25 protein-coding genes, 1 tRNA gene and 1 riboswitch are annotated in these 22,602 nt (G+C 35.5%); of the genes, 12 read left to right on the forward strand and 14 right to left on the reverse strand.

The genetic code is table 11. From position 1 onward, the window contains the following. Window positions 1-291 precede the first annotated feature (291 nt). The 4 genes from ACTNEP_RS00550 to ACTNEP_RS00565 form a co-directional block, all read right to left on the reverse strand. Window positions 292-1,593, reverse strand: a complete 1,302-nt coding sequence (locus ACTNEP_RS00550; protein WP_441159593.1) for a nucleobase:cation symporter-2 family protein — start codon at window positions 1,591-1,593, stop codon at window positions 292-294. Then, the gene (locus tag ACTNEP_RS00555; RefSeq protein ID WP_441159594.1) at window positions 1,590-2,180 is read right to left on the reverse strand and encodes a xanthine phosphoribosyltransferase; all 591 of its coding nucleotides are present in this window, start codon (window positions 2,178-2,180) and stop codon (window positions 1,590-1,592) included. Before ACTNEP_RS00555 ends, ACTNEP_RS00550 begins: the two co-directional genes overlap by 4 nt. 114 nt (window positions 2,181-2,294) lie before the next feature. Next, window positions 2,295-2,396, reverse strand: a riboswitch (purine riboswitch). Between the two features lie 80 nt (window positions 2,397-2,476). Beyond that, window positions 2,477-3,061 (reverse strand): dihydrofolate reductase family protein, encoded by a 585-nt coding sequence (locus ACTNEP_RS00560; RefSeq protein WP_441159595.1) that lies wholly within the window; start codon window positions 3,059-3,061, stop codon window positions 2,477-2,479. 1 nt (window position 3,062) lies between these two features. Beyond that, window positions 3,063-3,620: a dihydrofolate reductase family protein gene (locus ACTNEP_RS00565; RefSeq protein ID WP_441159596.1), complete on the reverse strand. Its 558-nt coding sequence runs from the start codon at window positions 3,618-3,620 to the stop codon at window positions 3,063-3,065. A gap of 299 nt (window positions 3,621-3,919) precedes the next feature. Between ACTNEP_RS00565 and ACTNEP_RS00570 the strand changes: the two genes are divergently transcribed. From ACTNEP_RS00570 to ACTNEP_RS00590, 5 genes are all read left to right on the forward strand, one after another. Then, entirely contained in the window at window positions 3,920-4,135 is a 216-nt protein-coding gene (locus ACTNEP_RS00570; protein WP_441159597.1) for a hypothetical protein, read from the forward strand. A gap of 615 nt (window positions 4,136-4,750) precedes the next feature. After that, entirely contained in the window at window positions 4,751-6,493 is a 1,743-nt protein-coding gene (locus ACTNEP_RS00575; RefSeq protein ID WP_441159598.1) for an ABC transporter ATP-binding protein, read from the forward strand. Continuing rightward, window positions 6,493-8,529 (forward strand): ABC transporter ATP-binding protein, encoded by a 2,037-nt coding sequence (locus ACTNEP_RS00580; RefSeq protein ID WP_441159599.1) that lies wholly within the window; start codon window positions 6,493-6,495, stop codon window positions 8,527-8,529. Before ACTNEP_RS00575 ends, ACTNEP_RS00580 begins: the two co-directional genes overlap by 1 nt. A gap of 400 nt (window positions 8,530-8,929) precedes the next feature. Beyond that, window positions 8,930-9,619 carry an NAD(P)H-dependent oxidoreductase gene (locus tag ACTNEP_RS00585; RefSeq protein ID WP_441159600.1) on the forward strand — a complete coding sequence of 230 codons (690 nt, stop codon included), beginning with the start codon at window positions 8,930-8,932 and terminating at the stop codon, window positions 9,617-9,619. A 12-nt stretch (window positions 9,620-9,631) separates the two neighbouring features. Continuing rightward, on the forward strand, window positions 9,632-9,814 hold the full coding sequence (locus ACTNEP_RS00590; RefSeq protein ID WP_441159601.1) for a hypothetical protein: 183 nt from the start codon (window positions 9,632-9,634) through the stop codon (window positions 9,812-9,814). Window positions 9,815-9,968: 154 nt separating this feature from the next. Here the strand turns inward: ACTNEP_RS00590 and ACTNEP_RS00595 are convergent, their stop codons facing one another. The 4 genes from ACTNEP_RS00595 to ACTNEP_RS00610 form a co-directional block, all read right to left on the reverse strand. Then, window positions 9,969-10,448 (reverse strand): spore coat protein, encoded by a 480-nt coding sequence (locus ACTNEP_RS00595; RefSeq protein WP_441159971.1) that lies wholly within the window; start codon window positions 10,446-10,448, stop codon window positions 9,969-9,971. 115 nt (window positions 10,449-10,563) lie between these two features. Continuing rightward, window positions 10,564-11,094, reverse strand: a complete 531-nt coding sequence (locus tag ACTNEP_RS00600) for a DinB family protein (RefSeq protein ID WP_441159602.1) — start codon at window positions 11,092-11,094, stop codon at window positions 10,564-10,566. 120 nt (window positions 11,095-11,214) lie between these two features. Beyond that, window positions 11,215-11,946 carry a YqcI/YcgG family protein gene (locus tag ACTNEP_RS00605; protein WP_441159972.1) on the reverse strand — a complete coding sequence of 244 codons (732 nt, stop codon included), beginning with the start codon at window positions 11,944-11,946 and terminating at the stop codon, window positions 11,215-11,217. 340 nt (window positions 11,947-12,286) lie between these two features. Beyond that, window positions 12,287-12,526 carry a Parvovirus coat protein VP1-like protein gene (locus tag ACTNEP_RS00610; protein WP_441159603.1) on the reverse strand — a complete coding sequence of 80 codons (240 nt, stop codon included), beginning with the start codon at window positions 12,524-12,526 and terminating at the stop codon, window positions 12,287-12,289. A gap of 734 nt (window positions 12,527-13,260) precedes the next feature. On the opposite strand from ACTNEP_RS00610, the gene ACTNEP_RS00615 reads away from it, so the two are divergent. Beyond that, window positions 13,261-14,676, forward strand: coding sequence for a CDP-glycerol glycerophosphotransferase family protein (locus ACTNEP_RS00615; RefSeq protein WP_441159604.1), 1,416 nt, complete (start codon window positions 13,261-13,263; stop codon window positions 14,674-14,676). A 377-nt stretch (window positions 14,677-15,053) separates the two neighbouring features. Here the strand turns inward: ACTNEP_RS00615 and ACTNEP_RS00620 are convergent, their stop codons facing one another. Then, window positions 15,054-15,245: a hypothetical protein gene (locus ACTNEP_RS00620; RefSeq protein ID WP_441159605.1), complete on the reverse strand. Its 192-nt coding sequence runs from the start codon at window positions 15,243-15,245 to the stop codon at window positions 15,054-15,056. 326 nt (window positions 15,246-15,571) lie between these two features. Between ACTNEP_RS00620 and ACTNEP_RS00625 the strand changes: the two genes are divergently transcribed. Then, complete coding sequence (locus ACTNEP_RS00625) at window positions 15,572-16,024, forward strand: CotY/CotZ family spore coat protein (protein ID WP_441159606.1); 453 nt, start codon at window positions 15,572-15,574, stop codon at window positions 16,022-16,024. Between the two features lie 118 nt (window positions 16,025-16,142). Here ACTNEP_RS00625 and ACTNEP_RS00630 read toward each other — a convergent pair. Beyond that, window positions 16,143-16,214: transfer RNA gene (locus ACTNEP_RS00630), tRNA-Val, on the reverse strand. 228 nt (window positions 16,215-16,442) lie between these two features. After that, window positions 16,443-17,084, reverse strand: a complete 642-nt coding sequence (locus tag ACTNEP_RS00635; protein WP_441159607.1) for a DUF3298 and DUF4163 domain-containing protein — start codon at window positions 17,082-17,084, stop codon at window positions 16,443-16,445. A gap of 106 nt (window positions 17,085-17,190) precedes the next feature. Here ACTNEP_RS00635 and ACTNEP_RS00640 point away from each other — a divergent pair, with 106 nt between their 5' ends. From ACTNEP_RS00640 to ACTNEP_RS00655, 4 genes are all read left to right on the forward strand, one after another. Then, window positions 17,191-18,354 (forward strand): cation:proton antiporter, encoded by a 1,164-nt coding sequence (locus ACTNEP_RS00640; RefSeq protein ID WP_441159608.1) that lies wholly within the window; start codon window positions 17,191-17,193, stop codon window positions 18,352-18,354. A 53-nt stretch (window positions 18,355-18,407) separates the two neighbouring features. Then, the gene (locus ACTNEP_RS00645; RefSeq protein ID WP_441159609.1) at window positions 18,408-19,124 is read left to right on the forward strand and encodes an alpha/beta hydrolase; all 717 of its coding nucleotides are present in this window, start codon (window positions 18,408-18,410) and stop codon (window positions 19,122-19,124) included. Window positions 19,125-19,135: 11 nt separating this feature from the next. Then, a complete protein-coding gene (locus ACTNEP_RS00650) occupies window positions 19,136-19,558 on the forward strand; it encodes a GNAT family N-acetyltransferase (protein WP_441159610.1) in 423 nt (140 codons plus the stop codon). A gap of 183 nt (window positions 19,559-19,741) precedes the next feature. After that, window positions 19,742-20,416, forward strand: coding sequence for a DUF421 domain-containing protein (locus tag ACTNEP_RS00655; RefSeq protein ID WP_441159611.1), 675 nt, complete (start codon window positions 19,742-19,744; stop codon window positions 20,414-20,416). Window positions 20,417-20,538: 122 nt separating this feature from the next. On the opposite strand, the gene ACTNEP_RS00660 is transcribed toward ACTNEP_RS00655, so the two are convergent. From ACTNEP_RS00660 to ACTNEP_RS00670, 3 genes are all read right to left on the reverse strand, one after another. Beyond that, window positions 20,539-20,823: a hypothetical protein gene (locus ACTNEP_RS00660; RefSeq protein ID WP_441159612.1), complete on the reverse strand. Its 285-nt coding sequence runs from the start codon at window positions 20,821-20,823 to the stop codon at window positions 20,539-20,541. Window positions 20,824-21,022: 199 nt separating this feature from the next. Continuing rightward, on the reverse strand, window positions 21,023-21,241 hold the full coding sequence (locus tag ACTNEP_RS00665) for a hypothetical protein (RefSeq protein ID WP_441159613.1): 219 nt from the start codon (window positions 21,239-21,241) through the stop codon (window positions 21,023-21,025). Window positions 21,242-21,339: 98 nt separating this feature from the next. Next, window positions 21,340-21,774 (reverse strand): CotO family spore coat protein, encoded by a 435-nt coding sequence (locus ACTNEP_RS00670; RefSeq protein WP_441159614.1) that lies wholly within the window; start codon window positions 21,772-21,774, stop codon window positions 21,340-21,342. Window positions 21,775-21,941: 167 nt separating this feature from the next. On the opposite strand from ACTNEP_RS00670, the gene ACTNEP_RS00675 reads away from it, so the two are divergent. Further along, window positions 21,942-22,427, forward strand: a complete 486-nt coding sequence (locus ACTNEP_RS00675) for a CotY/CotZ family spore coat protein (protein ID WP_441159615.1) — start codon at window positions 21,942-21,944, stop codon at window positions 22,425-22,427. Window positions 22,428-22,602: the final 175 nt, after the last annotated feature.

Genomic DNA, 22,602 nt, shown 5'->3' on the forward strand with positions numbered 1-22,602 from the left:
CTAATTGATTATTCTGATTTATTAAACAAATCTTCAGGGGTTATTATTGGATTTGTTGATTATCCTCTTTTTTTAAACAAATCTTCAGACGACCTTATTCGATTTGTTGATTATCCCCTTTTTTTAAACAAATCTTCGGATGGCCTTATTCGATTTGTTGATTATCTCAGATAAATCTACTAATCTTGCTCGTACAATATCACTATTCTACTAAATCGAAACATCAATCGTTCAAAATAACTTATGTAACTGAAAAAGCCAGCATATCATTCACTACATGCTGGCTCTTCTTTATGCTGCTTTATTAGCATCTGCTAATTTCTTTTGATTAGTCTTTTTAAAATTAAAAATAATATTTAAAAAGATTGCGGTCAAGCTTCCAATTACAATGCCACTTTCCGTTAATATTTGTAAACTTGCCGGTAAGGTCGCAAAGATTTCCGGTACAACCGTAACACCTAACCCCATTCCTACAGAACATGCAACGATTAATAAATTATGTTGGGAAGAAAAATCGACATTACTTAACATCTTTATCCCATAAGCAATAACCATACCAAACATTGCGACCATTGCCCCACCTAAAACAGCGCTAGGGATAACCAAGGTTAATGCTCCGATTTTTGGTACGAGACCAAGTAAAATTAACATGACTCCAGCTGTGTAAATCACATTATTAGTTCGTACCCCTGATAATTGAATAAGTCCGACATTTTGTGAAAAGGTTGTATATGGAAAAGAATTAAATATACCACCAAAAATAATGGCAACGCCTTCTGCTCGATAACCTTTTTCCAAATCTTTATCTTCTAGCTTCTTATCACAAATATCTCCTAATGCGAAGTACACACCTGTTGATTCTACTAAACTAACAATTGCAACTAATGTCATTGTCAGAATGGGAGTTAAATGAAACTCCGGTGTTCCAAAATGGAACGGTGTCGGAAAATGGAACCAAGTGCTTTCTGCTACAGGATCTAAATCTACCATTCCCATAAAATAGGCCATTACCGTTCCTAGTAAAATCCCAAGTAAGATAGCGATTGCCTGGATAAATCCTTTACCAAAACGAAAAATTAATAAAATAACAAGTAATGTACCAAAGCCTAATGCTAAGTTAGTGAAGCTACCAAAATCAGCACTTCCCTCTCCCCCAGCTAAATCATTCATTGCCACCGGAATTAGGGTAATACCGATAATTGTAACAACCGAACCAGTAACAACAGGAGGGAAAAACTTGATCAGCTTACTAAAGAATCTCGCAATGAAGACGACGACTAATCCAGATACGAGAATGGCTCCGTATACGGACGTAATGCCATATTGATTGCCAATCGCAATGATTGGACCAACTGCTGTAAAGGTACAACCTAAAACAACCGGCAAACCTATCCCAGTAAATTTATTTTTCCAAACTTGCAGGATACTTGCTACCCCACACATTAAAATATCAATCGATATTAAATACGTAAGCTGTTCATTGGTTAAGCCGATACCTGCACCAACAATTAATGGTACAATGACGGCCCCAGCATACATCGCTAAAACATGTTGAAAACCTAATGATGCCATTTTACCTTTCGTTAAGTTCATTGTGTATGCTCCTTCTCGTTGACAAATTCAATCTTGCCATTTTTCAGCGATTTTATTCTTGCTAATGACTCTATGTGATAGCCTTTACTCCGTAAAATCTCTCCCCCATCCTGAAATGCTTTCTCAATCACAATTCCAACACCTGATACTTGCGCTTTCGTTTTTTCTACAATATCGATTAACGCTAATGCTGCTTGTCCATTTGCAAGAAAGTCATCAATAATTAAAACATGATCTTCTGGACGCAAAAATTTCTCTGAAATAGAGATATCGTTTGTTTCCTGTTTTGTAAATGAATAAACTGAAGAAGTGATTAATCCCTCTGTTAATGTGAGAGATTTCTTCTTACGGGCAAAAATAACGGGTATCCCTAAGATTAATCCCGTCATAACAGCAGGAGCTATTCCTGATGATTCTATTGTTACGATTTTCGTAATTTGCTTATTACGAAATCGTTTCACAAATTCCTTACCAACCTCATGCATTAATTGTGGATCTATTTGATGATTTAAAAAATTATCGACTTTTAGTACTGTTTCCGAAAGTGCTAGTCCTTCTTTCATTATTTTCTGCTGTAGTCTTTCCATGCTCGTCACCCCTTTTTTAAAATAAACCATAAAAAACCCAAAGATCGATACTCACCTAATGAGATGAGCAATGATCTTTGGGTATAGTTCGTTATTGGATATTTCTCTATGCCATAACGTGCATTGCTCACTCATAGTCAGATTATTTACGGCAATCTGGTAGAAACTTGTAGGCCATATCCCTACGATTATACGAGTGAATCCTATAAAAATTTTATTTTTATATTGTAACACGTTATTACTAGTTTTCAAGGTATTTTGATAAATTTTTCATTAAATCACGAATTATATCGTAATTATCCCCAAAAATATTCGTATTTAATATCGCTAGGCTGATAGCGTAATAACACATTCCCTGAATGGAATACTCGGCTATCAATGAGCTCTAACACTATCGGACGGCTAATTTCACTCCATAATCGCTTACCATCAACTAAAGCGACTGGATTGATAATTAGATGATATTCATCAACTAGTCCATACGCCGTTAACACTGACACCAATTCCAAGCTCCCCAACACTAACATATCTTTTCCGTTTTTCTCTTTTAATTGCTTTATTCTCTTTTCAAGATCATTTCCATTGATCAATCTAGTATTTTGCCAGTTTACCTGCTTTAATGTATTGGAGATAACAAGTTTGGCATTTTGATTCATCCTTTCAGCTGTATTCGGAAATTTCTCATAAGCAATAGATGATTGCCAAAAAGATTCCATATGCTGATAGGTAACTCTACCAAATAAGAATGTATCAACTTGTTGGAAAAGTTGATCATTATATTGATGATATTTGGAATCGACTACATGCCAATCTAACTCCTGATTAGTACCCTCGATCAACCCATTTACTGTTACCATCATCTGACTGATGATTTTCCTCATTTTAATTGCTTCCCCTCTGGTACCTTAAAAACACAATTCCAGACGGAAAAGCTCTCGTTTCTAATAATTGCAATGTGACCATTTGGTGGAACATTGATTTTCCACTTCCAAGGGTAACAGGATGAACATAAAGCCAATATTCATCGATTACATCTAATTCCGTTAAAGTGTTGGCTATTGTCGCCCCTCCAAGCAACAAGTTTTTACCAGGTAATGCCTTTTCTTTCTCCATTTCCTCTCGGAGGTTATCTTTTACTATTTTACTGTTCCATTCTGCTTTAGTTAATGTATTGGAGAAAACAATCTTTTTAATGTCGACCCACATCCGTGCCCACTCTTTATCCTTGGTGCTGCTTTCTGGATCGTCCACCACATATGGCCAATGATCAGCCATATTTTCATATGTTTTCCTACCATAAAGATGTGTATCAAACAATTTTTCGTGGTCGATAATATGCTGGAACACTTCTTCATCCGGTTTGCTCCAATCAATATTTCCGTATTGATCTTCAATAAAGCCATCTACTGATACCATTTGGGAATATATTACTTTTCTCATCTTTTTCTCCTTTGATTTTTGTCTATTCTACTATGAATACAATCTGGAACTTTCTTATAGATTGCTTTTTTCATGTGCTAATACAAAAAACACCAAAGAGTTAAATTAGTCTTTGGTGTTATCATTATCTTAACTCCTTCCATTCATTTGATACCATAATTATACTTACTATAAAAACGAAGGAACTAGCAATGGCACCAAAAAAGAAAATAATGGATACTGCTTTTGTAATTGTTAAAAGCTAAATAATACGCATGTATGGCAATTTCCATGATATTCATGAAGGGAATCGAGAAGAGATGTTAAGAATTATTCGATTCAACAAGGAATTCTTAGCTAGTGCCATGACAAATTTTTTCCAATTCAGTTCTATTAAAGCAAAAAATGACAGGTTTTCAGATAATGAAAGCTTTATAATTAAATCCAAAGAGTTGAGCAATATGGCAATGGTTGAATCATTACAAAAGGCAATAGATTATCTGGCATTTACAATGCGTAAAAAAATATATGGATAATGGTTCTCTTAAAACAGATATAACCAATTGATATTCCACCATTAGAAGTATAATGGGATGATAATTTGATTCACCTAAATTTCATAATGAAATAGCAATTACAAAACAAAGCACCTCTTTTAGAGCACGATTTTTCTTAATAATGGAAAATTTTACGTCCATTCTATTGACGTCTAAATTTTTTGAATATATAATTATTGAGCATTGAAAAAAATTACCATAAAGGAGGTGCGGCAAAATGAATCGTAAACATCCAACTATTAACTTGGTTATCTCAACACAATTTCATAATAAAAATGCCGTGACTTCCTTTCCAATGAAAACGATTAGCATGTAACGTTTCATTTAAATTTTACATTGATGAAAGAATCACGGACTCGTTCGTGATTCTTTTTTGTTGCTATCATGTAAGATAGCAGCATTCACTTGCTATTAGTTTTTCTTTTTAGCGTATACGTCAGGAACGTATACGCTTTTTTGTTTTTAATGCAAATAAATGACATGACAAGGAGGAAAGAAAAATGCTACAAATCGCTCCGAACAAAATAAAAAGGATAGACGGTGGGTAGTAGCACTTAAGAAATAAGAGATGTTACTGCAGAAAGGAGATAGAAAATGTTTTCCGTATTTAACAAATTGTCTTGGTTTTTTAAAGAGCATTGGCTCCGCTACACCATTGCGATAACAGCCTTAATTATTGTCAGTTTTATCGACTTAATTCCACCAAAATTAGTCGGTATGACAATTGATGCCATTCAATACAACGAACTGACAGCAACAAGATTAACGGAGATTATTTTTATTTTTATTAGTTTAATTGTCATTAGTTATGCGATTATGTTTCTTTGGGATTACAACCTCTTTGGTGGTTCCTTATTGTTAGAAAGAAAAATGCGCTCCAATTTAATGAGCCATTTTCTCAAAATGAGTCCAAGATTTTATAGTAAAAATCGTACAGGTGACTTAATGGCCCGTTCTACTAATGATTTAAAGGCAATAATGATGACGGCCGGTTTCGGAATTCTTACTTTAGTAGATTCTACCGTCTTTATGCTACTGATTATCTTAATGATGGGTTTTACAATCAGCTGGCAATTGACACTTGCTGCACTATTACCAATGCCGCTTATGGCCTTTATCATTCAAAAGTATGGAACAGTCATTCATCAACGTTTTATGGCAGCACAATCAGCATTTAGTGAGCTGAACAATTATACGTTAGAATCCGTAAGAGGTGTTCGAGTAACACGTGCATTTGTTCAGGAAAAACAAGATTTTCAACGATTTTCCGGGATGACTGAAAAAGTATTTCAAAAAAATAAATCTGTTGCCAAAATGGAAGCATTCTTTGAACCGACAATCAACATATTGGTTGGTATTTCCTATACGATTGGCTTAGGATATGGCGCCATGATGGTATTTGAAAATCGTATTTCACTTGGAGATCTTGTCACGTTTAACGTCTATTTAGGTATGTTAATCTGGCCAATGTTTGCAATTGGTGAATTAATCAATGTGATGCAGCGTGGTAATGCCTCCATTGATCGTGTCGATAATGTACTCAGGCAAGAAGCCGATGTACAAGATCCAGCAAAGCCTGAATTTGTACAAATACCTGATGTTATTCAATTCCACGATGTATCTTTTAGCTATCCTGAAACAACGGGTAAGCAGTTAGAAGGTATTAACCTCTGTATCAGGCGTGGTGAAACAATCGGTATTGTCGGTAAGACTGGTGCAGGGAAAACAACCCTTTTTAAACAATTACTTAGAGAATATTTGCCTCCAAAAGGTAAACTTACCGTCAATAACATTTCCATCGATCGGTTTACGCTTGATACGACTAGAAGCTGGATTGGCTATGTGCCACAAGAGCATGTTCTATTCTCGAAAACGGTAAAAGAAAATCTTCTATTTGGATGCGGAGAAAAATCGATCGATGACATCAATGATGTTCTCGAATCAGCCTCTTTAAAAGAGGATATTGAAGCCCTTCCAAAGGGATTAGATACACTCGTTGGCGAAAGTGGTGTTACCTTATCTGGTGGTCAAAAACAAAGAGTATCTTTAGCAAGAGCATTGCTTATGGATCCAGAAATTTTAATTTTGGATGATTCATTATCAGCGGTCGATGGGAAAACCGAAGCAAATATCATCACTCACCTACGAAAGGAACGACAAGGAAAAACAACGTTAATTGCTGCTCACAGATTGTCAGCCGTAAAGCATGCTGATCAAATCATCGTCCTAGAGGATGGAAGAATCAAAGAGCATGGCACACATGAAGAGTTGATGCAGCAAAAAGGGTGGTATCAACAACAATATAACATTCAACAAATGGAAAATGAGGTGAAATAATGAAGCCCTCTACCGAAAAAAGACTATTTCAATATGCATTATCAAACAAGAAATATATTATCATCGGATTGCTTTGTTTGATCGTCGCGGTTGGATTAGAGCTTACTGGACCTTTTATTGCCAAAAGGGTCATTGATAATCATATTGTCGGTATTCAAACTAATTGGACACAGATCACTGAGAAGAAGGATGCCGATACCGTGGAATTAAACGGTACCTTTCTGAAACGGGCTGATCGTCTGACAAATGATGATCACGTCATTAGTCAGCATACACTTTTGCAATCGGAGAAAGATTATTACTTGATTAATGACGAAGTCCCTGCGAACAGCTTGGTCCAAACGGTAAATGATGATACCATTACTATCAGTTACAACAATACAACAGAGCAGGTATCCGGTTTTCAATTAAAAGTTAGTGACCTTTATACATTTTTTCAGCCTGAAATTCATCCCATTATATTGTTACTTGGATTATATTTAGGACTGATATTAATTGCTTCCGTCTTTCAATATTTGAAAACATATTTATTACAGGTGTCAGCTAACAAGATTATTCAACGAATGCGAAATGATGTATTCGAACATATTGAACAGCTACCAATGAATTATTTTGTGAAAAGGCCGGCTGGAAAGATTGTCGCAAGGGTTACCAACGACACAGAAGCAATCAAAGAATTATATGTAAAAGTGCTCGAAACCTTTGTAAATGGATTTATCTATATGACAGGTATTTTCATCGCGCTCTTTTTATTGAATTCGACGTTAGCAGCTATCTGTTTAATCGTGGTACCACTTTTGTTTATATGGATGCAACTATTTAAAATATATGCTGGAAAATATAACCGTGTCATCCGCTCTACTAATAGTGAAATTAATGCGTCCATAAATGAATCCATTCAAGGAATGCCTGTTATTCAAGCATTTCGTCGGACGAAGGAAACACAGGACGAATTCGAACAATTAAATACACGCCATTATGTTTATCAAAAGAAAATGATCGTTCTCTCCGCATTAACTTCCTTCAATCTCGTTAATGCACTAAGAGGTATTGCTTTTGTTGCATTTATTTGGTTTTTTGGTTCTCATTCGTTATCAGGAGAAACGATAATTACAGCAGGGGTATTATATGCTTTTGTAGATTATCTTACCCGTTTATTTGAACCGATGACGCAAATTGTTAATCAACTACCACAATTAGAACAAGCTAGAGTTGCTGGCGCAAGAGTTTTTGAATTGCTAGATGAAAAAGGTGAAAAAATCGAAAAAATCGAAATGAACAGAATTTACGGTGACGTGCAATTTGATAATGTTAGTTTCGCTTATGAAAACGATAACTATATTTTACAAAATGTCAGCTTTCATGTACAACCAGGTCAAACAGCTGCATTCGTCGGACATACCGGATCTGGTAAGAGCTCGATTATGAATTTATTATTTCGATTCTATGATCATCAAAAAGGTACCATTAAAATAGATGGAGTTGATACATCAACACTTTCACGCCAACAGGTCCGTCATCATATTGGTATCGTACTCCAGGATCCTTTTATTTTTACCGGTACAGTCCTTTCGAATATTACGTTAAATGATCCTTCTATTTCGAGGGAAAAGGCAATTGCTTCACTAAAAGCGGTAGGTGCTAATCAATTCATTGAAAAGTTACCAAAACAGTACGATGAACCTGTCGGGGAAAATGGTAGCCAATTTTCAACCGGGCAGCGCCAGTTACTGTCGTTCGCTAGAGCATTAGCCTTTGATCCTGCTATCTTAATACTGGATGAAGCCACTGCGAATATAGACACTGAAACAGAAGGAATGATCCAGGAGGCAATGAAAGTACTGGCAAAAGGACGTACGATGTTGGTCATTGCACACCGATTATCAACTATTCAACATGCAGACCAGATTATTGTGCTAGAACGAGGAAAAATAATCGAAAAAGGTACACACGAGGAGCTTCTCGAACAGTGTGGCAACTACCATCAGATGTATAAAATGCAACAAGGTGCGAGTAACAAGTTACCAGCCGTATAATTGCCCATCTTGTATTGTTGCCAGGATAGTGAGCCCTGTTCACGAGATATTGTGTTTTGTTGGCAAGGTATCTCCTTCCCTTCGTGAGATTTAGTTTCCTGTTGGCAAGATAATAACAATTATCTCTTAAAGAGAGTCATGTATCATGCCAACAGATTGACCTATCTCGGGAGCTGATGGAAGTATTTCACCAAATAGAAACTACTAGCAAGCCCTGCTATACATGTTGTTATAGCGGGGCAATTCTCTTAAGAATATTTAGCACAGAAACATGCATGATTTTACTACATAAAAGGAATAGATAAGAAAAGTAGCATTTCGATAAAGTGTAATGCTCTCAATAGCAGTTTTGCTAACGATCAGTACCATGAGTAATAATTATGCAAAAAGGAGTGTAATCTTGAGAACTCTTCTAATTGTATCTCATCCAGATATTATCGATTCCGGCAGTCAACAATATTTCTTAAGCTCTATTAAAAATCAAGAAATGATAACGATTCACCACCTCGAAAGTGTATATCCAGAAGGTAAAATTGACATAGTGAAAGAACAGGAGTTATTAAGGAAACATGACCGGATTATTTTTCAGTTTCCCTTTTATTGGTATAGTGCTACACCTCTTCTAAAAAAATGGCAGGATGACGTTTTAAGTGAAGGCTTTGGTTATGGCACAAGAAAGAAGCCACTTGCTGGAAAAGAATTTGGATTGATTATGATGATAGGTGTCGCTGAAAAGGAATATCAAGCAGGTGGTGAAGAGCTTTTTACCATTAGTGAACTTACAAAGCCCTATCAAGCAATGGCACATAAATTAGGCATGATTTACCTTAGGCCATTATCAATTTTTCAATTTTTTTATATGGAAGAACAACAGAAAATGGATACCTTAATCAATTATTGGCAGATGCTCACAATGGAAAGAGATATTAGTTTAGCTAGCAGAGAAAAATGGCTGATAGAACAGCTTCACCAAGTGACTCTGTCTACTTCCGATAAAGATACAATCATGTATGCAATTGAGCGAATTCAAGCAAATCGTGACAGAATGGATGAATTGAAAATGGTGTTAGATGATATGTTTCTTGAATAGGAGGTATAAATAATGGAAGAAAATGAATGGATCCTAGAACAATTAAAACATGTTTTTAACAAAACAGATGATTACTATCAACGTACACTAATTAAAGCCACCCAGGAGATCGTTAAAGAACAAGCAAAACGAATGGATCAGATGGAGGGCGAAATGGAAGGAACGATTTGGAGTCCAAGAAAATGGAGTGAATGATAACAATACAAAACGCTTGATAAAGTAAGCCTTCCCTCCGCAGTGGGTTTGGGTTAGCGATGCTAATCAAAGTGTTAGCTCACCATGATTTCCCACGTAACTGGGACTAAACACCGTCTACTATTTCAAGCGTTTTCTCCTATTATTAGCGGTACTACATCGACATCGCTTTTCTTGCCAGAACAATATCATGTTGTAACAGCTGTTCTAAATTATATGACGGATAATGACCGGTTTGATACATATAGGTATAGATTCGTTCATGACTGGCAACAGCCATGTTCATTTGTTTCTTTAATACATTTCTTACTAACGGTGTCGCAACCTCCGTAATAGCAATACCGTAATTTCTTACTGCTGTCTTAGCAAAAGCTAATAAATCCCCTGCATAAAAACTGTCTGAAATACGATAATCACTGGATGAACCTGGATGTGGCGCATAAGGATAGAATTGTAGTAGCTCATTCAAATTCATTTCCAGTTCCTTTATCGTTTGCAAATAGATCGTTTGTAACGCAGAATCTTCAATATGTTGTAAGCCCATTTTTAATTTCATTAATCCAATGGCTTGAAATGCTACTAATTCATGAATTTCCAACGTTTCATGCCAAGCAAGTGTTTGATGATGACCAATTTTATCCACTTAGCTTCTCTCCTTTGTACGTATTCCTAACTAGTGTATGTAATGAAATTGGGTCCTTATTCAGAAAACACTTGCGAAAAATTTGCAAAAACGATAGTCACTTATTTCAACGAGGAAAGGCATCTTTCTGGAAATAACGTTCTGATAAGATATTCATATGATGAAGTTCATGACCTGCAATAATGTATGCAGATGCTCTGACTGTTACCGGATATCCATTCGCATTGCCCCAATTAGTCGTGACATCCTTGCGTAAGTTTTTCAGTAACTGTATTGTCGCATTTCGAACTAATTCATATTCATCTAAAAGTGTCGTAACAGCATAACGATCAAACTTTGCCTCTTTGACAAAATCATTCTCATTATGGCCAGGTAGGCCTTTCTTTTCCCCACGTGCTATACAAAAAAGACGATAAGCCATATAACGTTCTGTATCCGTTAAGTGTCCGATCACTTCTTTAATACTCCATTTTTCAGGTGCATAACGAAAGCCAGCCTGGATCTCTGTAATATTTCTAAGCTTCTTTACTACCGATTCTTTTTGTTCTTCTAATATATTCGTAATATTCCCTTCTGGAACCATTGCTACGTAAGGTGCATAGTAATCTGCGTATTCCTTTTTTTCTGGTCTGTCCATTTAAAGTTCCTCGCTTTCTCATCTACGTATTTTTCGATATCTTAATAGTTTCATATATCTACTTTATAATTATCCGCTAAATTGTTCAAGCTAGTACTTCTATTTCTGAAAGTAACAAGATCATTGTTTTTTAATATGAAATGGACATTTGGATAAATTCTGATTATCATCTCGTAAGAAATACTGTTTCCACTCAAAATTATTATGTTCCCCATACGATTTTAATTCTGGATGAATCGGAACGGAATCATAATTTTGTACTCTTCTCCTCACTTGTTTTATTATTTTTTCCGCATGTTTCCATTCATTAAAGTTTTGAAATACCCATCTTGGAGTTATAGCTAACATAAAGGTAGAGAAAGACCTACTGTTTCTCTGTTTATGTGAAGGGGTTGCACAATATATAAAATACCGTTCTCCATGAAAACAAAACTCCCACAAGTGATGATGTGGATCGACCGGTATATCGTTTGGCCATTCTTCACTATCATAAATTCGCAGATTACTGAGCTGCTCCCAGAATAACTGTTCATATTGTTCAACTGTATAGCTTTTCTTCTGTTCCTCAGGTATTTTATAAAATACAATCAGAGAAGTATAATCACCAAATTCTCTTGCATGTTTCGAATAAATACCTAATAATGCAGCAAGCTCTTGCATCGTTTGTTCTTCCGTTGGAACGCCCAAAAAACCATATCTTAGCTGATCTAAAGCGAAGCCAATTGTTGCTGGTATACATGGGAATGGTTTCTCTTTATCCAACATTTTTTCTTTAAATCGTCTAATCATTGTTTCTTGCCAAGGATCCAATAATTCACGCTTATCTATGTCATTTTTATACAACTTGATCAAAATAATCACCTCTCGCCCTCTTACATCATATTCACCTACATCATAATTGGGTAAATGTCTAGGGGAATTGGGCACTAGCGGAGGCGATAGCTCGATTTCAAAACAACATTATGAAGTTCATTCTGCTGAAATGACTGCTAACAGAGTCCGTGATTTTTAAAGTGTCGATGGACTCCCTGTACTATCATAACTATAAAGAGTTATACATCTAAAAAGGATCAGCTGGTAGAGATAAGAAAAAAATTAAATAGGCAGTAATAGTAATACCTGAACGTTATATAGTTAGCCGTTCACACAGTTATGAAACGTATTTATAATACGTAGAAGCATGTTGTTAGTATTACAACAAGCTTTTAAGTGACATAACTCGATACATAAGAGATGCATCCCTGCCGATCTTATCTCTCCGATAGATGTATGGTTGCAATTTTCTTAGGAATATCTCATCACAGTATCGATGTGATCCGTGTCTTCGGTAGCAATCATCATGCTGCTTGCATAGCGCATCTAATGGATTTAATGGCGCACCAGGTCCACTACAGCCAGGACCACAATATCGGTAACCAGGTAAACATGGCATCGAAGAACCCCCCCTCTTTTCAAAGTCATGAAATGAAACTATATCCTAATATATGTTCCAATAACCAGGATGGATGTAATAGATATCATAGGAAAAGAGTGGAATTGATGATCCTTTCTTTAAGTAGCTGGAAACTGGCTGAATTATTTGGGGCAAATAGAAAAAAAGAGAGTATCGATTCTACTCTCTTCCCTCCTAATTGCTAAATTCTACTTTATAACGGATTGCCACGTGAAGGCGATTTACCTCTTCCTCTTTTTTGGTCATCTGATATTTTCTTATCCGGATTTGTAGGAGCATAATTAGGTTTTTCCTTTTTACGTTGTTTAGACATTGGAACCAGCCCTCCATGAGAATTTTTTTAACATATGTATTAGTTGCCTTTTGGTCTTCCAACAGTTTTATAAAGAGTAAGCTATTCTTATGGTAACCAGAAATTTATCCGTTATTCTCATCAATGTGAAAGGAAAATGTTGAAGTGGCGGAATTACTCTTTATTGTTGAATGTAGCTTGTCTTGTGAAATGTTATGAGCATCAATCTCGTATTTTTCACCGATCTTCTTTTTTTGAATATATATAGAGAGTAAATATGATGGTTTAATTGAATTTCAGCCTATTATCCTCTTAACATATTCTTGAGTCTGTTTTTATATTTCAGCTTACTAGTTATTAATAGAAACACCCATTCCTAATGATAAACAAACAGTTCATTATTTTGAAAAGGAGCTTATGAATGCATACCTATCGAAAGAATTATTGGACGGTTTATCTAGAGCTTCTTGATGACTTTTCGGAGTTAGAATACAAAGGGTATCCATTAGTTTATCTTTTCCACTATGGCAGCTTAATCAGAGGTAATAAGATATTGAACAAGTTATTACATGATCCGGCATATACCACCTCTCTTAAACATCCAATAAACAACTTATCAGAAATTCAGCAAATTTTTAGTAAGAAGAAAGCCACCATTCAAAGACCCTTTAAGAAAAATGTCAATGGCACAATAATCTTACATGATGTATATGACCTTTTACGATTTCCGAATGACACCTTTTATCACTATTTTGATAAAACAAGAACACTCATCCTGCAAGACCCTACTCCTCAAAGGAAAGAAAAACAATATCTCGTCGGATTGAAAGACTATAAAATAGAAAGCTTTGACAACTATAGTAAAGATGTTAAAGGAAATATAGATAGTCTACAAAAAAAGGCTCAGGAAATTTTAGCAGAATTTCCTGAGCATGTAGTCTACCGTGATAGTACCTTCCAAAAAAGGTTACTAATGCAAATAGCAAAAACGGTAAATCGGATTGAAGAAGCAGCAAAATTGTTTAAAACGTTACCTATTTCGACCGTAATTGTCCCTTCCACACATTATCCGGAAAGCCGAACTTTAGTATTTGTTGCAGCGGGATATGGGATTCCTACCATTTGTATGCAGCATGGAATCATTTCTAGTGAATTCGGTTATCTTCCAAAAATTGCCGATATCGATGCCGTTTATGGCCAATTTGAAATTGATTGGTATCAAAAGAGCGGGATAAACAAACAAGGATTAGAAATCATTGGGCATCCAAGGTTTGATTTGATCAACCATTCCCCGAGAGAAGAACAAGAAGTAATCAAACAAAAAATTGGGATTGATCCAACTAAGAAAACTATCTTACTGATTATTCGTGGGCAGCTTCTCTATCAAGAATGGGCTGAATTCCTCGACCTTTTAAAGTTGAAAGATGACGTAAATGTAATCATCAAAGACTTCAGGTATAAAGAAAATCATCCGCTTCTGAACAACCATTCATTTGTCTATGCTTCTAAAGGATATCATCATTATGATCTTTTCGACATTGCAGATGTGGTAGTTTCTTATTCTTCCACCGTAGCTTTGGAAGCTATGTTGGCTAAAAAGCCTGTATTTATTTTAAACAACTCGTTCCCAGGCTATACTGGTTATTACGATAATATGGGGGAACTTGTACAGTCCAATCCTAAACAATTAGCTCAATTAGTCTCGGATTATTTTACAAACAAACAATTACAATCATCTGCTGCAACGACCATCGCCAACTTTCTATCTCAAAGTTATAACTATGACATACCTTCTGGCGAGCGATTAATTCGTTTAATAAAAAGACTCTCACATTAATTTATTAAATGAAACTAAGTTACCGGAAAAAGACGAGGACAAAATAAATGTATAACCACAAAAATCCAAACGATTATTCAAATAGACCTTGAAATCGTTTGGATTTGCCTATTTATTTATAATATCGAGTGGAAAGCATTTGCTCTGGCTGATCGTTTCGCTTTCTGAGGGGCAAAAACTTGGGGAAAGGAAAGTGGACAGCCGGAGCGTGTTACGCAACTATAGCCTCTCAAAAATTACGACGAAGCAACAGAAGTTAGTGCGGAATATGTTCCTAAACGTAAGTTAGTGAAAAGGATCCCTATATTGCGCAATAATACGTATTGCATCGTTCGTATTTGATCTGAAAAAAACTGATTATGTCTCATTCTCTTTTCCTAATTGAGATAGTCTTTACTTAAACCAAAATAAATGAATGCTGATACTACTATAAAACCAGAAAAGAATAGTACTTTATTGCGTGTGGACCAGCCTCTCCTCCACCCCCATCGTTTTTTATTAACGTCAAACCAAAAATAGTCTGCTACAATTGATAGAATGATAATGATTCCGGCTATTATAACCTGCATGTATCACCACCTTGGTGGTTATCCTTACAGTAATTTTATCATGTTACTTTAATAAGATTTGCTTTTGTGGTTCATTTATATAACATCCATGCTTTATCTATGTGTGTATTTAGGGTCCAACATAAATCTTCGACCTAATTATTCGCCCTATTTTTCATGATTTTCAAGGTCTCTTTCCCTTTCACAACTGTTCTAAGATAATCCTGGCAATATTTGTGTTTACGCACCAAGCTATCCAACCATACACCTGCTTAACTATTACATAAATTATATTGTTAACGTAATACGGTTAACGAAAAACTATTATTAGAGGAGTGGAAATCAATATGAGTACTACCCATGATTGTGTATGTGAAGTTGTAGAAGCTATCGCTGAGGCTCAGGATGACGTACAAGATAAGGCGTGTGACATTAGCTGTCATCGTTCCATCAAAAGCTTAGTTTCACCAACTGCAGGAAATGGATTGGATACAATTCCTTTTATCCTATTTGACAAAAAGGGGAATCCTTTCCAAGGTGTCGGTGTAAGAGTAGAAAACAATGGTACAGCACAGTTTGAATGTGTGGAGAGCTTTATCTTTCGTGTAAAGAAAGTAGAAGACTGCTGTGCTGTAGTAGAATTATTAGTGTTCAATGATGACACTGATGCAGGAGACGATCCATGTGATCAATTAGACGGTGAAGATGTAGCAGATTTAGAACGTACTGGAATCTGTATCACTGTGGACCTAACTTGCTTCTGTGCTATCACATGCTTACCAGCAGTTTCAGTACTTTAATTTCCTCTAACTCTTCCAACATATGTTGGAAGAGTTTCCTTGTTGGTAAACAAGGATAAGAAGGATTTCTACAATAAGAAAAAACTCTGAGTTACATCTTGTAACCAGGAGTTGATGATGACTCCGAGTGGGTTCGAACCACCGACCCCTTGCCTGTCAAGCAAGTGCTCTCCCGCTGAGCTACGGAGTCTTTTTAATAGATATAATTAAATATATGGGATCTCGTACCTGATGTCAATCATTTCTCCTTTGATCGGAAAATAGATCTCTATATTTTGCCTTAAAAGAAACACCCAAAAAAGATAGAATTTTCTTCACTTCTACTAAAAAAAACGTAGCACAAAACCATTGACCAGGTTTTGTGCTACTAAGCTTCATATGTTAGGGTACCGGACATTATCCATTATTTTCTCATGTTTTACTTATATATTTCCTGCGGTATATGAATTTCCTGATTACCAGCTACATATGGCGCTATTTCATATTGCTGGAACACTAACGTAATACCGTCATCCGTAAAGTAAAAAGCAGTATCCTTTGTTAAGTTTATATCTTCTTTTTTTAAATCCGGATAAAAAATGTCTGGACGTTCAATCGCATACTCCCATACATAATCTCGAACCGCTTTAATCTGCTCTTCGTCTGTCAGAACATTGGTTAAATATATTCTGCTTCCTTCATCTATATCAAAATTAAAGGATTCAACAGTAGTATTACCATGTGCTCCGCCACTGAAAATATAATTACTCGTTAAAATACTCAATTTAGGGGATTGATTATATTTTACTTGATAGTCTGTTTGATACTCTGCTTGAAAATCGTACTTCTCTCCTTGCTTTTCATTTTCCTTTAACTCTTTATATGACGCTTTAATATATTTCTCAAACGTTTTATTGATTTTATCTTCCATCTCAGTTTTTTCCAATTCGGAAACTTTAGGATATTTTAATGCCTCCATATCCTTATATAATTCATCTGTTACCAGAGCAGTTTGACTATTTGCCAATACCATCGGCGTCATCATTGTAAAAAGAAGGAAGAATAAAAATAGCTTCTTCATTTAAGCACACATCCTTTTTTTGCTTAGCTTACCTTGAATATTAGTAAACATACATGTGTTTTTGTTGAAAAATATGGGAATGATTACAACATAGGTGGTGAGAAAAATGTCGATTGAACAAATAGTGATTTTGCTTTTTATTGGCTATATTATTTTTGCAATTGATACAAAGAAAGAGGATTTTCCAGTTCCTACAGTTTTAGTCTTGCTTGGTATTGGACTTGCTTTCTTCCCTTTTTTCGATTCCATTGAACTAACGGAGGATATTATTTATCATATCTTTTTACCTGCGTTATTGTTTATCTCTGCTTATCAATTACCTATTAAGAAATTTCGACAAAATATTAGATTAATTATTTCGCTCGCCACAATCGGCATTATCCTGACTGTGCTCCTATTAGGTTTTCTTATTTCAGTAATCCTTCCAATAGGTATAACAGGTGCATTTCTCCTTGCGGCAATACTGACACCTACAGATCCTGTATCGGTTGTTTCCATTATCAAAAAAACAACTGGAAATGAGCAGATTACCAGTGCGGTTGAAGGTGAGGCAATGTTAAATGATGGAACTAGTATCGTACTATTTACTACATTATTTGCAATTGCTACTCGTGAACAGGGCTTTTCATTACTTACTTTTATTGGTGACTTTTTGTTTGTCTCGTTAGGAGGGATAGGGATCGGTATTATTTGTGGCTTTATCGTCAATAAAATTTTTCATTATTCACATTATCGTAACTATCAAATTATGCTGAGTATTATTTTGGCATATGGTTCTTTCCTCATTGCAGAAGCTCTACATGTTTCTGGTGTGTTAGCTACTGTGGCTGGAGGCATGATTATTTCCTATGGGCTTGCAGTAAAAGAGACACATATCCGAGATTCCTTAGATGGTTTTTGGGAAATCATCGAGAATAGTTTGTTAGCAATATTATTTTTAGTTATCGGCATCGAAGTTACGGAATATTTAGCAATGGATTACTGGTTATATGCTGGCATCATTTTTCTGTTAATGATTGCTGTCCGTTTTATTATCTGCTATGTTATCTCAAATATGATCGATCCGCTCTCTTGGCGTTGGAACATGTTATTATCCTGGGCTGGATTAAAAGGATCGATGTCTGTCTTCTTAATTTTAACTTTACACGCAATCAATTCTAACAGTGTTCACACTGAGTTAATTGTCGGCATCAGCTTTACTGTAATTTTATTGTCACTTACTATTCAAAGCCTCTCCATGGCCCCTATTTCAAGATGGTTGTTAAAATAATGCATATAAAGAAAAATCCTGTTAAAATACTTGTATGATAAGGGGGAGTTTCTGTGGGACGTAAAGGAACAATGGAAGATGTAACGATTGAAAGTGAAGAGCTAAACGAAAAAATCCAAATAAAATGGTACCTTCCAGAAGGATTTACTGCGTTTCAAGATTATCAATTGTGCATCATGAATGATGGTGATGATTATTTTAGAATGGGACGAGTCGCAACATTAAGCGATCAATTACATGAAGAGTTGGAAATTGAACCGACTATTTTTATGGGGATTCATTATCAAGATAAGCACGATCGACGAGAAAAATATCACCCTAATGGAAAACAAAACAACGCCTACATTACATTTCTCGTGAAAGAAGCTGTACCTTATGTCGAGAATTATTTACATATAACACCGGTAAAGCGTATTTTAATGGGCGACTCGTTAGCCGGAACACTAGCATTTATGATCGCATCACAATATCCACATACATTTAATACGGTTATCATGCAATCTCCGTATGTTGATGAGCTTGTCTTGGAAAGGGCATCCAGAGCAGATGAATACTCATCTATTGAGCTATTTCATTCGATAGGTCTAGAAGAAACAAAAGTGGCGATGACAAATGGGGAAATTGCTGACTTTTTAACACCAAACCGAACATTAAATAACGAATTAATCGGGAAGATAAAGCAATATTATTATGATGAATTTAATGGTAATCATACATGGAAATATTGGCAACGGGATTTAAAAAATATATTAATCAAAATGTTAAGGTAAGGAGATCAACTATGAAGTTAAAAGAGGTAAAAACCGAACAAGAATTACAGGATGCATATAAAGTACGTTTCGAAGTTTTTGTGGAAGAACAGGGAGTTCCGGAAGATTTAGAAATTGATGATCTCGAAAATGAAGCATTACATTTTATTGGGTATCAAAATGAGAAGCCGGCCGTAGCAAGTAGAATGCGATTCGTTAATGATTATGCAAAAATGGAACGTATTTGCGTAATAAAAGCACAAAGAGGCAAAGGATTTGGCAGAGATATTCTATTGTTTATGGAAGAGGCCGCAAAACAAAAAGGGATGAAAAAGTCGAAGTTAAATGCTCAAACCCAGGCAGAAGCATTTTATCAATCACTTGGTTATGAAACGATATCTGGGGAATTTATGGATGCTGGAATTCCTCATGTAACAATGACAAAATCACTATAATTTCATTCTATGCAAAAATGCGTCAGGCATTTTTGCTTTTTATATTTTAAAAAGTCAATCAAAACAAGGGCCTCCTCCATTATTCCTTAACCCTATTTTATTTTTAACCGCTTCAGTGATGTATGCACTGTACGGTTTTGACACATCCTAAGATAAACTCTGACAAAGATAGGAGAAACAGTGATGCATTACGGTTCAATTTTTGTGGAGACATTGTTTGGTTTTTTTATGTTGTTTATCTTAGCTAAAGTGCTTGGCAAAACACAAATCAGACAGCTCACTGCATTTGACTTTATCTCTGCACTTATTCTTGGGGAATTAGTAGGGAATGCACTCTATGATAAAGAAGTAGGTATTAGTGATATTGGTTTTGCAGTTTTGTTATGGGGAGGATTATTATATTTAACAGAAGTGATAACCCAAAAATTTAAAGGCACGAGAGCTTTATTGGAAGGTCGTCCATCGATTATCATTCACAAAGGAAAGCTACAGCGTGAAGAAATGAGAAAAGGCAGACTTGATATGAACCAGCTTTTACATTTATTACGATCTAAAGATGTGTTCTCGATTAGAGAAGTAGACTATGCAATACTGGAAACGGACGGTACGGTATCCGTCCTAAAGAAAACGGGATATCAACCTACTACACGTGATGACTTAAACCTTCCACCCGAACAGGTCGTACTTCCATTTATGCTTATTAATGATGGTGAAATTATTTGGGATAGCTTAAATGAAATTGGTAAAGACGAAAATTGGTTAAATGAAGAGTTAAAAAAACAGAAAATTACTTCAGCGAAAGAAGTGTTTTACGCTGAGTATGAAATAGGCAAGAATTTATATGTGCAAGAATATTGACAGAGAAGCAAAAGTAGTTTAGTTTGGATTGAATTAAAATGTAAAAAACCAAACTGAACTCCTTTTTTGTTTGAATTTCTATCTGTTTATTTCTACATCTCAATCAGACTCATTCTTATAAACTATACGCTAGCCTCAAAATTTACGCCTTTTCCCGTGACTTCTGCATATATAGTCTGCTCAACATTACTCTCATGCTCCAATACTTGTTTGCGCTTCCTTTTTTTCTGTTTTTGGACGTCACTTTTTACTTTTTTTGTCTCTTCTTTCGTTTGTTGCTTACGATCATGCATAGCTAATTGGATCGGGTATAGCTTCTCAATTGGAAACGGGTCGCTTTTTTCTTGCTTCACACGATTATGGTATTGCTGATACTGATAATTTTCAACTGGTATAATGTATCCCATTTTCCGTCTCCCCTTTCATGCTTTCTTTATATTCTATACCCCTATTTTGGATAAATGAATCCTATTTTTGTTCATTAATCCAAAAAATTGTTGCGGCTTCCATTTTACCTATCATGTGGATATTATCTATCACCGAAATTGTCAGCTTTTCTAGCCAAATAAAACAGATAGCTCTCCGATAAAGCTATCTGTTTTATTGTTAGATCCATGAAAACGGCGGACGTTCTTCTTTTTCTTTGTCGTCATCATCTTTATCGTCTGCAGTTTCTTCGACGGCATCTTTTTCAAGCAATTCTTCTTCTTCTTCGACTCCACGTGGTCCAAAGAATGGATCGTGGCGACGAGTTGGTTCTATTCTGACATTGTCAGCTTTAATTACTAAATCCTTCACATAAATCACTTTCTTTTTATCTGACACGTTCTTCACTCCTTGTTTCCCTTTTAGATGGAATTCACTATGTTGTATTGGGTCATTATATCTTATGCAAAAGTGAAAATTTAGTGTCAAATGTCCAGTTAAAACCCTACCAGATTTATCTCGGAAATTTGTTTAAAAGGAATGGAGACTGGCTGATTTTTGCTCGCAACCCTCATCACAACCATATCTTGATGATAATCAGTAATAATTCCTATATATGTTTTTCTTTCTGTAACTACCTGACATTTTACTCTTGGAGCATGAAAAGGCATCTTAGCAAAATGCATAACCTTCTCTTTCAGTGTCATATCTTTAAACTTCTTTTTTTCAGATGTCTTTTCTTCGTCGAAACTATCTACAGGTTTGTTTCTTTTGTTTCTTTTTTTACTTCCTTTTGGGTAATCCTTTGTCTCACTTTTTGTATGTTTAACAGCAGAATGAAAGTGGGATTGCATCGTTCGGTTAGGTTCTGTTATTTTGGGCTGTGTTATATAAAGTTTTGGGATCTGATTTTTCCGGTTAAGGGAGTCCATCTTTACAACCTCCTTCTCTATACAACTATCATATGTCATTTGCCTATTAATGGTGAAAATATAATGATATTTATCTGAAAATCATGGCAAGTGTCCATACACATATATCATTTTCACATAGATTGTTATTGTTAATGAAATAGTCTTAAAAATGGAGGAATGATTATATGGGCAGAAAAGACGACTGTCGCGATGATGTTTTAGACGTAAGTGGAGAAAACTGTGTATGTGATGTTGTCCGCGCAATTGCTGATGCACAAGAAAATGTTGTAGAAATGGAATGTGATGTGAGCTGTGCAAGATCTATCCAGGATTTGGTATCACCTGTTAGAGGTAACGGCTTAGATACAGTACCTTTTATCTTATATGATAAGAAAGGCAAGCCTTTTAAAGGTTTTGGTACGGAGATCAGTGATGGCCGTTTCGAATGCTTCAGTAGCTTCATTTTCCGTGTAAACGAAGTCGATGATGATGACTGCTGTGCAATATTAGAACTCTTAGTATTCGACAATGATGACAAAGCTTGCGGCGATCCTTGTGAGCAATTAGACAACGAAAAAGTAGATGATTTAGTGCGTACAGGTATTTGTATAACTGTAGACTTAAATTGCTTCTGCGCAATTACTTGTTTACCTGCTGTTTCCTTGTTCTAATCATCCTTTATGCTCTTCCAGTGATAAAAGCTGGAAGAGTTTTTTTGTATAGAAGAATCATATTACTTGAATTCCTCCACGAATATTTGATAAAATCCGACACGTTGTGTAATGAAAGGTGAATAGTTTTTAACAGTAAAGGGAAGATTATATTGTGCACTCATACACAAAACTA

This window comes from Gracilibacillus sp. HCP3S3_G5_2 (genome assembly GCF_052063305.1).
In the GTDB taxonomy this organism is placed as follows: Bacteria; Bacillota; Bacilli; order Bacillales; family Amphibacillaceae; genus Gracilibacillus.